We start from the raw sequence: 13,794 nt of genomic DNA, 5'->3' as shown, positions 1-13,794 counted from the left end.
CCGGTTGCGGGCTCGCACTCCGATTCACATGCTGGCGATCAGGCGCTTGACCCGCTCATCGACCGAACGGAACGGATCCTTGCACAGCACCGTGCGCTGGGCCTGGTCGTTGAGCTTGAGGTGCACCCAGTCCACCGTGAAGTCGCGGCCGGCTTCCTGTGCGGCGCTGATGAATTCACCGCGCAGCTTGGCCCGGGTGGTCTGCGGCGGCGTGTTGACCGCGGCGTCCACATCTTCGTCGGTGGTGACTCGCGCGGCCAGGCCCTTGCGCTGCAACAGATCGAACACGCCGCGGCCGCGTTTGATGTCGTGGTAGGCCAAGTCCAGCTGGCTGATCTTGGGATCGGACAGCTCCATGTCGTAGCGGTCCTGGTAGCGCTGGAACAGCTTGCGCTTGATCACCCAGTCGATCTCGGTGTCGACCTTGGCGAAGTCCTGAGCCTCCACCGCGTCGAGTTGCCGACCCCACAGGTCAACCACCTGTTCAAGCTGCGCATCGGGCTCCCGGTTGGCCAGGTGCTCGACCGCGCGGCTGTAGTACTCGCGTTGGATGTCCAGGGCACTGGCTTGCCGACCGCCGGCCAGCCGCACCGGACGCCGACCGGTCAGGTCGTGGCTGACTTCCCGGATGGCCCGGATCGGGTTGTCCAGCGAGAAGTCCCGGAACGGCACCCCGGCTTCGATCATCTCCAAGACCAGCGCGGCGCTGCCCACCTTGAGCATGGTGGTGGTCTCGCTCATGTTGGAATCGCCGACGATGACGTGCAGGCGCCGGTACTTCTCGGCGTCGGCGTGCGGCTCGTCGCGGGTGTTGATGATGGGGCGCGACCGGGTGGTGGCGCTGGATACACCCTCCCAGATGTGCTCGGCGCGCTGCGACAGGCAGAAAGTGGCGGCCTTGGGCGTCTGCAGCACCTTGCCGGCACCGCAGATCAGCTGTCGGGTGACCAGGAACGGCAGAAGCACATCAGAGATCCGGGAGAACTCGCCGGCCCGCACGATCAGGTAGTTCTCGTGGCAGCCGTAGGAGTTGCCGGCCGAATCAGTGTTGTTCTTGAACAGATAGATGTCGCCGCCGATGCCCTCGTCGGCCAGCCGCTGCTCGGCGTCGATCAGCAGATCCTCGAGCACCCGCTCCCCGGCCCGGTCGTGCGTGACCAGCTGGATCAGGCTGTCACATTCGGCGGTGGCGTACTCCGGATGACTGCCCACGTCGAGGTAGAGCCGCGCACCGTTGCGCAGGAACACGTTGGAGCTGCGGCCCCACGACACCACCCGGCGGAACAGGTACCGCGCAACCTCGTCCGGCGACAACCGGCGGTGGCCGTGAAAGGTGCAGGTCACACCGAATTCCGTCTCGATGCCCATGATTCGTCGCTGCACGTCGTCGAGCTTACGGGGTGCGCGATGTCCACGGTGGGCAAGCGCGCCGCGTCGCGGTCGAGTTGCCCAACTGACCTGGGGATGACGGTCGGCGGGCAACCCACCGGTGCTGTCACCATGACGCCATGTCCGACTACCGGGTCACGGCCGACGCAACCCAGTTGTGCACGGTCGCCGAGCGGGTGGCGCAGTCGGCGGCCGCGCTGGCAGCAGTCGAACTCGATGCGCTGCCCGCGACCGCGCTGCCGGGTTCGGCCACCGCTGCGGCTACCGCGAAGCTCGGGGCCGCCCTGCAAGTCGGCGCCCTGGCCGGTGCGCTCGAGGAGTGGGCGCACAGCACCCGACGCTGCGCCGACGTCCTGCAGCAGGCCGATGTCGCCGCGCGAGGCGGGCTGCTCCGATCATGACCCGGCCCACCGTCAGTCAGGCCGAGCAGTGGCAACCGCAGGCGCTGGACCTGCTCGGCGATGCCTGGGAGCGAGCTGCCGACCTGTTGCGCAACCATCTCGAGGACATCACCGCCGAAACCGCCGGTCAGCTCTGGGACTGGGCCGGAACGGCAGCCGAGCGGGCCGGCGCCAGTCTCGACGATGCGCTGCAGTCCGGGGTGCGGCACACCCGCGCGCTGACCGCTGCCGCGGTGGCTGCGCACGGCGGCGCCAGCCGGCTGGGTATGGCGCGCAGCGACGCCTTGGCTGCGGTCGCCACCGCCAAGTCACTGGGCTTTCAGGTCAGCGATGCCGGGATCGCCACCCCCACCGGCTTCGTTCCCGAGTCCGTGCGCAACATCACCGGCAACGACCCGGAGCTGATCGCGCGCGTGCTGGCCGATGAAGCCGAACGGCTCAGCGCGGAGATCGGGTTGCGGTTGGACGCCCTGGGCAGCGCCGACGACGACGCGGCCCTCGACATCACCGAGGCGATGGCGCTGGCCGACGACGTCCCGCCGCCCACCGCAGGTGCCGGCGGGTGGCCGATCGAGGTGGCCGACCTGGTGGCGGGCTGGCCGTCGATGAGCCAGGACCGGATCAGTGCGCAGATCGCGGCCCTGGACGCCGACCAGCGTCGCGTCCTGATCGACGCCGCCCCGCGGGAGGTCGGCAACACCGATGGTGTGCCTTGGGACATGAGGATCGCGGCCAACCGGATCAACATCGCCGACGCGATCCTGGCCGAGCAGCAGGCGCTGGAGAACCCGCAGCCCGGCGCCGACCCGGAACTCACCGACGCCGCGCAGCGTCGGATCGACTTCTACCGGGGACTGCTGGCCGACGTCGACGATCCGACCGGGCGCCGGGCCCACCCGGTGAACCGGCAGATCCTGGCCTTCGACCCGGACCGCCAGTCTTTGATCGAACTGCAAGGTGACCTGGCCGACGCCACCAGCGTGGCGGTGTTCATCCCCGGCCTGAACACCACCATGCTGGATTCGGCGCCCAACACCGAAACCGCGCGTCGGTTCGTCGCGGCCGGCCAGGGCAAGGTCGCGATGATCACCTACCTGGGCGGACCGTTTCCGACCGGCGACAATGTGGTCGAGGGCATCTGGGAGGCCGCCAAACCGGAGTACGCGCTCGACATGGCGCCGCGGCTGGTGGCGTTCAGCGAAGACGTGAACCGGACCGTGGATGCCAGCGGACGCCATATCCCGGTCACCTACGTGGGGCATTCCTACGGCGGGTCGATCCTGGGCACCGCCGAACACTTCGGGCTGACCGCCGACCGCACCATGTACGTCGCGGCGGCCGGGGCCGGCGTCAACGTCTTCTCGGTCGACGACTGGCACAACCGCAACCCGGAGGTGTCCCGCTACGCCATGACCGCGCCCGGGGACTGGATCCAAATGGTGCAGGGCGGCGTCAACGTCACCGGCGTGCCGCTGGCCCCGCATGGGGTCGATGTCGACGGGTTGCCGATCGTGCACCTCGACGCCGGCGACCGGCTCGATGGGACGCCGATGAGCGGATGGGATTCGCACGGCGACGTGGTCAACGAACCGTCGGACGCCTGGAAGAACATCCTCGGGGTGATCACCGGCGATCCGAGCCTGCTGCGGGTCAAACCGTGAACCGCGGTTCAGTTCGGCTTGCCCCGCATCCGGGACCGGATGACCTCGCGGTTGACCGCCGCCACCGCGGTCAGCGGGATCTCCTCCGGACACACCAGCGAGCATTCGCCGTAGCTCGAGCACGGACCGAAATCCTGCTCGGTGGCGGCGACGACGGCCTTGGCGCGCCGGCCCCGCTCCTGGCGGCCGCGCACCACGGTGCCCAGGTGCAGCAGTTTGGCGCCGGCGTACAGATGCGCAGAGCCGTTGGGGCAGGCCGCCACACAGGCGCCGCAGCCGATGCAGGCGGCAAAGTCCAGCGCGTACTCGGCGTCGTCGTGCGGCAACGGTTCGGCGTCGGCGTCACCGGCGGTGCCGGCGTCCACCGCGATGTGCCCGCCCGCGGTGAGCACGCGGTCCAGAGCGGACCGGTCGACCACCAGATCGCGCAGCACCGGGAAGGCCGCCGACCGGAACGGCTCCAACCGGACCTGGGCACCGTCGGCGAACGACCGCAGGTGCTGACGGCACGACGGGGTGTTGGGTAGCGGCCCGTGCGGTCGACCGTCGACGGTGATGCCGCACGAACCGCACACCCCCTCACGACAATCCGAGTCGAAGGCCACCGGGTCCGCGCCCTGGGTCACCAGGGTGTCGTTGAGCCGGTCGAGCAGCTCCAACAGCGACATCTCCGGAGTGGCATCGTCGACGACGTAATCCTGGTAGCCGCCCGGAGCCGTCGAGTCGGGTTGGCGCCAAATGCGCAGGGTCAGCTTCACGTCGGCCTCACGCGTAGTTCCTGGTCTGCAGTTCGACCGCGCTGAACGTCAGCGGTTCGGTGCGCCGGAGCACCGGCCCGGCGCCGTTGTACTGCCAGGCCGACACATTGCACCAGCGCTCGTCGTCGCGCTGGGCTTCACCGTCCGGGGTCTGATGCTCCTCGCGGAAATGCGCACCGCAGGATTCGTCGCGGTCCAGTGCGTCGATGCACATCAGTCGGGCCAGCCCGAGGAAATCGGCGATCCGGCCGGCCTTCTCCAGTTCCTGGTTGAACTGCGCGCCGTGCCCGGACACCCGCAGATCCGACCAGAACGCGTCGGTCAGTTCGTCGATCTGCTCGATCGCGGTGCGCAGCCCAGCCGCCGAGCGCGACACCCCGCAGCCGCGGTACAGGATCTCGCCGAGCCGGCGGTGGAACCGGTCCGGGCCTTGGCTGCCGCCGATCGCCAGCAACGCGTCGATCCGCCGTTCGACCTCGGCCAGGGCGCCCTGCACCGCGGGGTGCTCCAGCGCCAGTGGCTCGCTGCCCAGCAACCCGGCCAGGTGGTTCGGCACCGAATACGGCAGCGTGAACCAACCGTCGACGCAGGCCGACAGCAGCGAATTGGCGCCCAGCCGGTTCGCGCCGTGATAACCCGCGCCGGCCTCCCCCGCCACGAAAAGCCCTGGGATGGAGGTCATCTGGTCGAAATCGCTCCACAGTCCGCCCATCGAGAAGTGCGCGCCCGGCGCGATCCGCATCGGCACCCGGTACGGGTCCTCGCCGGTGGCGTCGGCGTACATCGAGAACAGGTTGCCGTACCGCTCGGCGATGGTGGCGCGGCCCAGGCGCGCCAACGAATCCCGGAAGTCCAGATAGACACTGTTGCGCAGCGGACCCACGCCGTGCCCGGCTTCGATCTGGGCCCGGGCCGCCCGCGAGGAGATGTCACGCGGTGACAGGTTCCCGTAGGCCGGGTACATCCGCTCCAGGTAGTAGTCGCGTTCGGTTTCCGGAATGTCGTTGGCCGGGCGGTCATCTCCGGCGCGGGCCGGCACCCAGATCCGGCCGTCGTTGCGCAGCGACTCGCTCATCAAGATGGTCTTGGACTGCCACTCGGAGTTCACCGGCAACGCCGTGGGATGGAACTGGATGAACGACGGCGAAGCGAACAGCGCACCGCGCAGATACGCGCGCCAGGTGGCGGTGGCGTTGCTGTTCTTGGCCAGCGTGGAGCGGTGGAACACATTCCCGTACCCGCCGGTGGCCAGCACCACCGCGTGCCCGGTGGTGGCCTGCAGCTGCCCGGTGACCAGATTGCGGGTCACCACCCCGCGCGCGGCGCCGTCGGCCACGATCAGGTCCAGCATCTCGGCGCGGGTGTGCAGGCGCACGGTGTTGGCCTGCACCTGACGCAGCAGCGCCTGACTGGCCGCGATCTGCAGTTGCTGACCGGTCTGCCCGCGGGTGTAGTAGGTACGCGAAACCTGCACCCCGCCGAACGACCTGGTGCTCAGGCTGCCGCCGTACTCGCGGGCGAACGGTGCTCCGATCGCGTTCATGTGGTCGATCACCCGGGCCGACTCCAACGCCAGCCGATAGCAGTCGGCTTCGCGGGAACGGAAGTCACCACCTTTGACGGTGTCCCTGACGAACCGGGCCACGCTGTCGTTGTCCACCTTGCGTCCGCGCGCGGCGTTGATGCCGCCCTGGGCGGCCACACTGTGCGCCCGCCGCGGCGCATCGTGGAAGGTGAAACATTCGACGTGGTAACCGAGTTCACCGAGCGCGGCGGCGCAACCGGCGCCGGCCAGGCCGGTGCCGACCACGATCACGGTGAACTTGCGCCGGTTCAGCGGACTGACCAGACGGTAGTCGAGCAGCCGTCGTTCCCAGGCGGTCGCCGGATCTCCTGGCGGCACCCCGCCCGAGACCGGGTCGCCGAACCCGCGGAGCGCTTCGAGGTCGGTCATGCCAGCCAGCCCACCTGCACGGCCACCGGGATGCAGATGTTGCCGAGCATCACCGCCGCCGCCAACAGTCCGCCGAGCGCGACGCACACCTGCCGGCTGCGATGCCCAGTGATCCCGAGGTCGTTGACCACGGTCCACAGTCCGTGCAGCAGATGCGCGCCGAGCACCACCATCGCCAGCAGGTAGAACAGCGCCACGCCGGGACGCTGAAAACTGGCGATCAGGTTCGCGTAGGCGTGGCCGGCACGGAACTCGGCGGCTGCGGCGGGTTCGGAACCGACGGTCAGATCCAGAATGTGGAAAACGATGAACGCCAGCAGCACGATGCCGCTGACCAACATGGTGCGGGCGGTGTAGGAACGCAGCAGCGCGAGCGCGCGACCGTGCCCCAAACCGGTGCGGCGGAAGCTGCCTCGTGCGCGGTGCGCACGGGCGGTCAGCATCACCGCCGCGCCGACGTGTCCGATCAGGCACACCGCCAGCACCACGCGGAAGATCCACAGTGCACCCTCATACGGCAGCAGCGGCTCGGCCAACGTGCGCAGCCAGTGCGCGTAGGCGTCGAAGTGCTCGGCGCCGGTGAAGACCTTGAGGTTGCCGACCATGTGCACCGCGACGAACAGCGCGAACACCAGACCGGTGCCGGCCATGATCAGTTTGAGCGTCACCGATGACGGCTGAGATCGCCATTGCCAGCGGCCGAACGGCGCAACCGGGCGCCGTGGCACCTCGTGTCCGGCATCGGCCGAGTCCGTGGCCCGCACCGTCATCGCACACCCCCAGGTAGTGACTCAGTCGAAACTACCGTGCGTCGTAACGCGGTGTCGGGAACTCACGATCTAACGCGCGCCGCGTCGAGATCCAGCTACTGCGAATCGGCTTGCGGCAGCAGCGCTTCCAGTGCCGGTCCGATGATCCGCCGGAAGGCCCGGCGGGGCCGCGTGGCTTCGAGCACCGCGACCTCGAGGGTGTCGGGGCCCAGCACCCGGGTCTCACCGTTCTCGCCGGTGGCCTGTAGCGCGTTGAGCGCGGTGGTCACCGCATCCGCCAGATTGGCGCTCTCGACGTAGGAGTCCTTGAGCGCGGCCGTGATCGGGTCGGTGGTCCCGCCCATCACCACGAAGTGCGGCTCGTCGGCGATCGACCCGTCATAGGTGATCCGGTACATCTCAGGCGCTTTGGCCTCGCCGTAGTGGGCCACCTCGGCCACGCACAGTTCGACTTCGTAGGGCTTGGCCTGCTCGGTGAAGATGGTGCCCAGCGTGTTGGCGTACACGTTGGCCAGTTGCCGGCCGGTGACGTCCCGACGGTCGTAGGCGTAGCCGCGGGTGTCGGCGAACTGGATCCCGCCCCGCCGCAGGTTGTCGAATTCGTTGAACCGGCCGACGGCGGCGAAACCGATCCGGTCGTAGAGTTCGCTGACCTTCTGCAGTGACCGGGACGGGTTCTCGGCAACGAAGAGCACCCCATCGGCGTAGGCCAGCGCGATCACGCTGCGGCCGCGCGCGATGCCCTTGCGGGCGAGTTCGCTGCGCTCGCGCATCGCCTGCTCGGGCGAGATGAAGTACGGAAAGCTCATGCGTCACCCCGCGGCGCTGCATTGATACCGGACGGATCGTCGGGTCCGAAGGTGTCCCGACGGGAACGCCCGGCGACGACGGTGCGGGCCAGTTCGGCGATCCGCTCCTCGGGTACATCCGCGGCGCCGTCGACGTCGATGGTCACCGCGGTCGGGTAGATGCCGCGGACCAGATCCGGTCCGCCGGTGGCCGAATCGTCGTCGGCGGCGTCGTAGAGCGCTTCGACGGCCACGGCCAGCGCCGAGTCGGCGTCGGTCACCCGGGAGTACAGCTTCTTCATCGACGACTTGGCGAACAGCGAACCCGAACCCACCGACTGGAAGCCCTCCACCTCGATGTGCCAGCCGCCGGCCGCGTCGAACGAGACGATCCGGCCCGCGCCCACCGCATTGGGATCGTCGAGGTCGTAACCGACCAGCAGCGGCAACGCGATGAAACCTTGCAGTGCAGCGCCCAGATTGCCGCGCACCATGGTGGCCAATCGATTGACCTTGCCGGGGAAGGTCAGCGCGACACCCTCGAGCTTCTCGTAGTGCTCGAGTTCCACGGCGTACAGCCGGGCGAACTCCACCGCGATGGCCGCGGTACCGGCGATGCCGGTGGCGGTGTAGTCGTCGGTGATGTAGACCTTCTGCACATCGCGGCCGGCGATCATGTTGCCCTGTGTGGACCGCCGGTCCCCGGCGATCAGGACGCCGCCGGGGTACTTCAGCGCAACGATCGTGGTGCCGTGCGGCAGCTCGGCGCCGGGCGTCGGGGCGGTGGAACCGGACTTCAGGGTGGGCAGCAATTCGGGGGCGTGCCGGCTCAGGTGCTCGGAGAACGACGAGAGATCACCGGAGACCGAGTTCAGCGGGGACCGCTGCGAAGGAATTACCAGTCTGTCATCGGAGGACCAGCTCACTGGCCACCCTTTTGCACGTATGCACGCACGAAGTCTTCGGCATTCTCCTCGAGCACGTCGTCGATCTCGTCGAGCAGATCGTCGGTGTCCTCGGCCAGCTTCTCGCGGCGCTCCTGACCCGCAGCTGTACTGGCGCCCAGGTCGTCGTCTTCGCCGCCGCCACCGCCACGCTTGGTCTGCTCCTGAGCCATCGCCGCCTCCTTGTATCGGTGCTCTTACCCTACCGGCCGACACCTGAAATGCCGGGCAGGAACGTCAGCTGGTGAGCTGTTCGACCAGCTCCGCAGCGCTGTCCACGGAGTCCAGCAGGGCTCCGACGTGGGCTTTGCTACCGCGCAGTGGTTCCAACGTCGGAATGCGCACCAGCGCGTCACCGCCGAGATCGAAGATCACCGAGTCCCAGCTGGCGGCCGCGATGTCGGCGCCGAACCGGCGCAGGCACTCGCCGCGGAAATACGCGCGGGTGTCGGTGGGCGGATTGTCGACGGCGTCGAGCACCTGTTGCTCGGTGACCAGCCGGCGCATCGAACCGCGCGCCACCAACCGGTTGTAGAGCCCCTTGTCCAGCCGCACGTCGGAGTACTGCAGGTCGACCAGGTGCAGCCGGGGCGCGTTCCAGCTCAGGTTCTCGCGCTGCCGGAAACCTTCGAGCAGCCGCAGTTTGGCCGGCCAGTCCAGGATCTCGGAGCATTCCATCGGGTCGCGCTCGAGCAGGTCGAGCACTTCGGCCCAGGTCTGGATGACGTGCTCGGCCCGCGGGTCGGGTTCGCGGGTCTCCAACAGCTTGGCCACCCGTTCCAGGTAGATGCGCTGCAGCGCCAAACCGGTCAGTTCACGTCCGTCGGCCAGGGCCACCGTGGCGCGCAGACTGGGATCGCGGCTGATCACGTGCACGGCGTGCACCGGCCGGGCCAACGCCAGATCGGACAGGTCCAGGCCGTGCTGCGGACCCTCCTCGATCAGGTCCAGCACCAGGGCGGTGGTGCCGACCTTGAGGTAAGTCGAGGTTTCGGCCAGATTCGCGTCGCCGATGATGACGTGCAGGCGCCGGTACTTGTCGGCGTCGGCGTGCGGTTCGTCCCGGGTGTTGATGATGCCGCGTTTGAGCGTGGTCTCCAGGCCGACCTCGACCTCGATGTAGTCCGCCCGCTGGCTCAGCTGGAATCCCGGCTCGTCCCCGGACGGACCGATGCCCACCCGGCCCGAGCCGGTGACCACCTGACGGGACACGAAGAACGGCGTCAGTCCGGCGATCACCGCCGAGAACGGGGTGTGCCGGCTCATCAGGTAGTTCTCGTGCGAGCCGTACGAGGCGCCCTTGCCGTCCACGTTGTTCTTGTACAACTGCAGCTTGACCGCCCCGGGTACCGAGGCGACGTGCCGGGCTGCGGCCTCCATCACGCGCTCGCCGGCCTTGTCCCAGATCACCGCGTCCATCGGGTCGGTGACCTCGGGTGCGGAGTATTCCGGGTGGGCGTGGTCGACGTAGAGCCGTGCGCCGTTGGTCAGGATCATGTTGGCCGCGCCGATCTCGTCGGCGTCGACGATCGGCGGCGGCCCGGACGAGCGCGACAGGTCGAAGCCGCGGGCGTCCCGCAGCGGGGACTCCACCTCATAATCCCAGCGCGTGCGCTTGGCCCGCTGGATCCCGGCCGCGGCCGCATAGGCCAGCACGGCCTGCGTCGAGGTCAGGATCGGATTGGCGGTCGGATCGGACGGCGATGAGATGCCGTACTCGACCTCGGTACCGATGATCCGTTGCATGCCCGCCAGCCTAGGTGACCGGTCGGACTGACCTGGCTGCGAGGTATTCCGGACGTGGTCGAGGCGCCGCGAACGGGTCCTGCAGCGCGTTGTCCACCGAATTGAACACCAGGAAGACATTCGAGCGGGGCAGCGGCGTGATGTTGGATCCCGAGCCGTGCAGCAGGTTGGCGTCGAACCACAGCGCGGTGCCGGGCGGGCCGGTGAACTGGTCGATACCGCACGCATCGACGGCCTTGGTCAGGGTGTCCTGGTCCGGCACCCCGATCTGCTGGGCCACCAACGAGGTGGTGTGGTTGTCCTCCGGGGTGGCGCCCACGCACGGATAGAAGGTGCGGTGAGACCCCGGCAGCACCATCAGCGAGCCGTTGTAGGGGTAGTTGTGGGTCAGCGCGATCGAGCAGGACACCGCCCGAATGTCGGGCATGCCGTCCTCGGCGTGCCAGGTTTCGAAGTCCGAATGCCAGTAGAAGCCGGTGCCGGTGAAGCCGGGCATCAGATTGATCCGGGCCTGGTGGATGTAGACATCGCCACCGAGCAGTTGCCGCGCGATCGGTACCACGGTGTGCAGGCGCACCACCTCGGCCACCAGGTCACTGAGCAGGTGCGGTTCGAAGATCGACCGGATGGTGCCGCCGGGCTCCCGGACCACCCTGGGGTCATCGGGTTCCAGTTCGGCGGCCAACCGCTCCAGTTCGTGCCGCAGCGCCGGCAGGTGCGGGTCGGTGACGGTGTCCGGCTCGATCAGGTAGCCGTCGGTCTCGAACTCCTCGAGTCGTTCAGCGGTGAGCGGACCGTCCGTCGGGTCGCCCCACACCGTGGGTGTGCTGCGCGGGACCGGCGCCACGGCGTGACGCAGCCGGGTCGGGTACGGATCGGTGCGCAGCGCCGGCGCGCTCATGCCACTGGCTGCGGCGCGGGGTAGGCACCGCTCTCGTCGTGCACCTCCCGCCCGGTGACCGGCGGGTTGAACACACACAGCATCCGCAGCTGCTGGTCGCAGCGCACCCGATGCCGCTCATGGCCGTTGAGCAGGTACATGGTGCCCGCTGCCAACGGATGCTCTTGACCGGTCTCCAGGTTGGTCAGCATCCCGGTGCCTTCCACCACCCACACCGCCTCGACGTGGTGCTGGTAGTGGAATTCGCTGACCGAATCGGCCTCGATGGTGGTCTCGTGGAACGAGAATCCGACACCGTCGTCGGCCAGGATGATGCGCTTGGACCGCCAGGCACCGGCCGCCACATCACGGTCGGTGCCGGTGATCTCCGCAGTGCTGCGAACGATCATGAATGAAACTCCTTCTCGGGTCGGACAATTCAGGACGTTCAGGGATCCGCTAGGCCAGCGTGGCGCTGACGGAATCAGCCAAAATGTCGAGGCCGGCCCGCAGATCGGTCACCGAAGTGGTCAGCGGCGGCAGCAACTTGACCACCTCGTCGGAGGGTCCGCTGGTCTCCATCAGCGCGCCCCGCTCGAAGGCCGCCCGGCACACCTGCGCAGCGAGCGCTGCGTCCTCGAACTTCAGTCCTTGCGCCATGCCCCGGCCGCGCGCCGAGACACCTTCGTAGTTGTCCGCGATGCCGTCCAGTCCGGCCCGGATCAATTCGCCCTTGGTCTCCAATTCGGCGCTGAATTCCTGGTTGTGCCAATAGGTCTGCAACGCGGTGGTGGCGGTGACGAAGGCCGGGTTGTGGCCGCGGAAGGTGCCGTTGTGCTCACCCGGGGCCCACACGTCGAGGTCGCGGCGGAACAGCGTGAGCGCCATCGGCAACCCGTAGCCACTGATCGACTTCGACAGCGTCACGATGTCCGGAGTGATGCCGGCCGCCTCGAAACTGAAGAACCGCCCGGTGCGTCCGCAGCCCATCTGCACGTCGTCGATGATCAGCAGGATGTCGCGGCTGCGGCACAACTCGGCCAGCGCCCGCAGCCATTCCAGGCGTGCCACGTTGAGTCCGCCTTCGCCCTGCACGGTCTCCACGATCACCGCGGCCGGCCGGTTCAGGCCACTGCCGGAGTCGTCGAGCACCCGCTCGAACCAGTGGAAGTCCTCAGTGACCCCACCGAAGTAGTTGTCGTACGGCATCGGGGTGGCGTGCACCAGCGGGATGCCGGCACCGGCGCGTTTCATCGAGTTCCCGGTCACCGACAGCGCACCCAGCGTCATGCCGTGAAATGCGTTGGTGAAGCTGATGATCGACTCGCGCCCGGTGACCTTGCGGGCCAGCTTCAGCGCCGACTCGACGGCGTTGGCCCCGGTCGGTCCGGGGAACTGCACCTTGTAGTCGAGCCCGCGGGCATCCAGGATCAACTGTTGGAAGGTCTCCAGGAAGCGTTGCTTGGCCGCGGTGGCCATGTCCAGCGAGTGCACGATCCCGTCGGAGCTCAGGTAGTCCAGCAGGGCCGCCTTGAGCACCGGGTTGTTGTGGCCGTAGTTCAGGGCACCGGCCCCGGCGAAGAAGTCCAGGTAGCGCCGCCCCGCGGTGTCGGTGACCCACGAACCCGCCGCGGTCGCCATCACCGTCGGCCAGGAGCGACAGTAGCTGCGGACCTCGGACTCGACGGAGTCGAAGACCTCAGGCAGGTTCTCCTCGGACAGTGATACCGGCTCGGCGAGCAGCAAGGAACAATCCTTTCTCTACGGTTCTCTGGAATCTGTATTCAGTTGTTCGACAATGGATTTCAGAATGACTGCTGACAGCTAGCCCGGCAGCGGAGCAGCCAGCGGACCGATCCGCAGCAGCGGCTCTGCTTCGTGCTGACCGTGCTCGTCGAGCAGTTCGGCGGCGAAATGCGGATGTTCGGTGAGCGCCACACCGTGGCGACGCGCGAACGCGCCGAAAAAGGCTCGGGACGCGACATTTCCGGGCGCGACGGTGGCTTCCACGGTCACCGGGTGGCCGTGCCGATCGACCCGGACCCGGTGCACCAGCGCGTCGAGCATGGCGCTGGCCAAGCCGCGGCCTTGCGCGTCGGGAGCGACGGCCACCTGCCAGACGAACAGCACTTCGGGCCGCTCGGGCGGGTGGTAGCCGGTGATGAATCCGCATGGCCGGCCGTCGATTTCGGCGACGATCGAGGTCGCGGCGAAGTCGGTGGCCAGCAGCAGGTAGGCGTAGGTCGAGTTCAGATCGAGGGCTTCGGTGGCGGCAGCGATCCGGCGGATCGCGATCGCGTCGGCGCCCCGGGGCGGCCGGAGGTTCACGGCCGGCTGCGGCTGGGCAACCGGCTCCACCGCAGCAGCGGATCGGACGTTCTCGGAAACGGGCATAGCGAGTAGAAATTCACCACCGAACAGTCATCAGTCATCGTCAGTTCAAGTCATCGGTGGAACGACCGTAAGCACACCTTGGTAACGAAACCAAACCGCCGGACCGACC

At 68.2% G+C, this 13,794-nt stretch carries 14 protein-coding genes; 2 read left to right on the top strand and 12 right to left on the bottom strand.

All coding sequences use genetic code 11. From position 1 onward, the window contains the following. Positions 1 to 24: 24 nt before the first annotated feature. Positions 25 to 1,383: a Pup--protein ligase gene (pafA, locus tag AC5Y3P_RS03315; protein WP_500044467.1), complete on the bottom strand. Its 1,359-nt coding sequence runs from the start codon at positions 1,381 to 1,383 to the stop codon at positions 25 to 27. Between the two features lie 125 nt (positions 1,384 to 1,508). On the opposite strand from pafA, the gene AC5Y3P_RS03310 reads away from it, so the two are divergent. Both AC5Y3P_RS03310 and AC5Y3P_RS03305 read left to right on the top strand, forming a co-directional pair. Continuing rightward, a complete protein-coding gene (locus AC5Y3P_RS03310) occupies positions 1,509 to 1,790 on the top strand; it encodes a DUF7162 family protein (RefSeq protein WP_500044466.1) in 282 nt (93 codons plus the stop codon). After that, positions 1,787 to 3,451, top strand: a complete 1,665-nt coding sequence (locus AC5Y3P_RS03305; RefSeq protein ID WP_500044465.1) for an alpha/beta hydrolase — start codon at positions 1,787 to 1,789, stop codon at positions 3,449 to 3,451. The genes AC5Y3P_RS03310 and AC5Y3P_RS03305 overlap by 4 nt, the downstream gene beginning before the upstream one ends. Positions 3,452 to 3,459: 8 nt before the next feature. Here AC5Y3P_RS03305 and AC5Y3P_RS03300 read toward each other — a convergent pair whose 3' ends face one another. From AC5Y3P_RS03300 to ectA, 11 genes are all read right to left on the bottom strand, one after another. After that, positions 3,460 to 4,209 carry a succinate dehydrogenase/fumarate reductase iron-sulfur subunit gene (locus AC5Y3P_RS03300; protein WP_500044464.1) on the bottom strand — a complete coding sequence of 250 codons (750 nt, stop codon included), beginning with the start codon at positions 4,207 to 4,209 and terminating at the stop codon, positions 3,460 to 3,462. Positions 4,210 to 4,216: 7 nt separating this feature from the next. Further along, positions 4,217 to 6,163, bottom strand: coding sequence for a fumarate reductase/succinate dehydrogenase flavoprotein subunit (locus AC5Y3P_RS03295; RefSeq protein WP_500044463.1), 1,947 nt, complete (start codon positions 6,161 to 6,163; stop codon positions 4,217 to 4,219). Then, on the bottom strand, positions 6,160 to 6,933 hold the full coding sequence (locus AC5Y3P_RS03290) for a succinate dehydrogenase cytochrome b subunit (protein ID WP_500044462.1): 774 nt from the start codon (positions 6,931 to 6,933) through the stop codon (positions 6,160 to 6,162). Before AC5Y3P_RS03290 ends, AC5Y3P_RS03295 begins: the two co-directional genes overlap by 4 nt. Positions 6,934 to 7,028: 95 nt before the next feature. Beyond that, a complete protein-coding gene (gene prcA / locus AC5Y3P_RS03285) occupies positions 7,029 to 7,742 on the bottom strand; it encodes a proteasome subunit alpha (RefSeq protein ID WP_500044461.1) in 714 nt (237 codons plus the stop codon). Beyond that, complete coding sequence (gene prcB, locus AC5Y3P_RS03280) at positions 7,739 to 8,647, bottom strand: proteasome subunit beta (RefSeq protein WP_500044460.1); 909 nt, start codon at positions 8,645 to 8,647, stop codon at positions 7,739 to 7,741. The genes prcA and prcB overlap by 4 nt, the downstream gene beginning before the upstream one ends. Then, a complete protein-coding gene (locus AC5Y3P_RS03275; RefSeq protein ID WP_500044459.1) occupies positions 8,644 to 8,838 on the bottom strand; it encodes a ubiquitin-like protein Pup in 195 nt (64 codons plus the stop codon). The genes prcB and AC5Y3P_RS03275 overlap by 4 nt, the downstream gene beginning before the upstream one ends. 64 nt (positions 8,839 to 8,902) lie before the next feature. Then, positions 8,903 to 10,411 (bottom strand): depupylase/deamidase Dop, encoded by a 1,509-nt coding sequence (dop, locus tag AC5Y3P_RS03270; protein WP_500044458.1) that lies wholly within the window; start codon positions 10,409 to 10,411, stop codon positions 8,903 to 8,905. Between the two features lie 10 nt (positions 10,412 to 10,421). Continuing rightward, complete coding sequence (gene thpD, locus AC5Y3P_RS03265) at positions 10,422 to 11,312, bottom strand: ectoine hydroxylase (RefSeq protein WP_500044457.1); 891 nt, start codon at positions 11,310 to 11,312, stop codon at positions 10,422 to 10,424. After that, entirely contained in the window at positions 11,309 to 11,701 is a 393-nt protein-coding gene (locus AC5Y3P_RS03260) for an ectoine synthase (protein ID WP_500044456.1), read from the bottom strand. Before AC5Y3P_RS03260 ends, thpD begins: the two co-directional genes overlap by 4 nt. Positions 11,702 to 11,750: 49 nt before the next feature. Next, complete coding sequence (gene ectB, locus AC5Y3P_RS03255; RefSeq protein WP_500044455.1) at positions 11,751 to 13,037, bottom strand: diaminobutyrate--2-oxoglutarate transaminase; 1,287 nt, start codon at positions 13,035 to 13,037, stop codon at positions 11,751 to 11,753. 78 nt (positions 13,038 to 13,115) lie between these two features. Beyond that, positions 13,116 to 13,619: a diaminobutyrate acetyltransferase gene (gene ectA / locus AC5Y3P_RS03250; RefSeq protein WP_500044454.1), complete on the bottom strand. Its 504-nt coding sequence runs from the start codon at positions 13,617 to 13,619 to the stop codon at positions 13,116 to 13,118. Positions 13,620 to 13,794 lie beyond the last annotated feature (175 nt).

The sequence above is a fragment of the Mycobacterium sp. NGS45 genome, assembly GCF_059812645.1.
The sequence above is the reverse complement of the archived record's forward strand: the minus strand, read 5'-3'. Positions and strand labels throughout refer to the sequence as shown.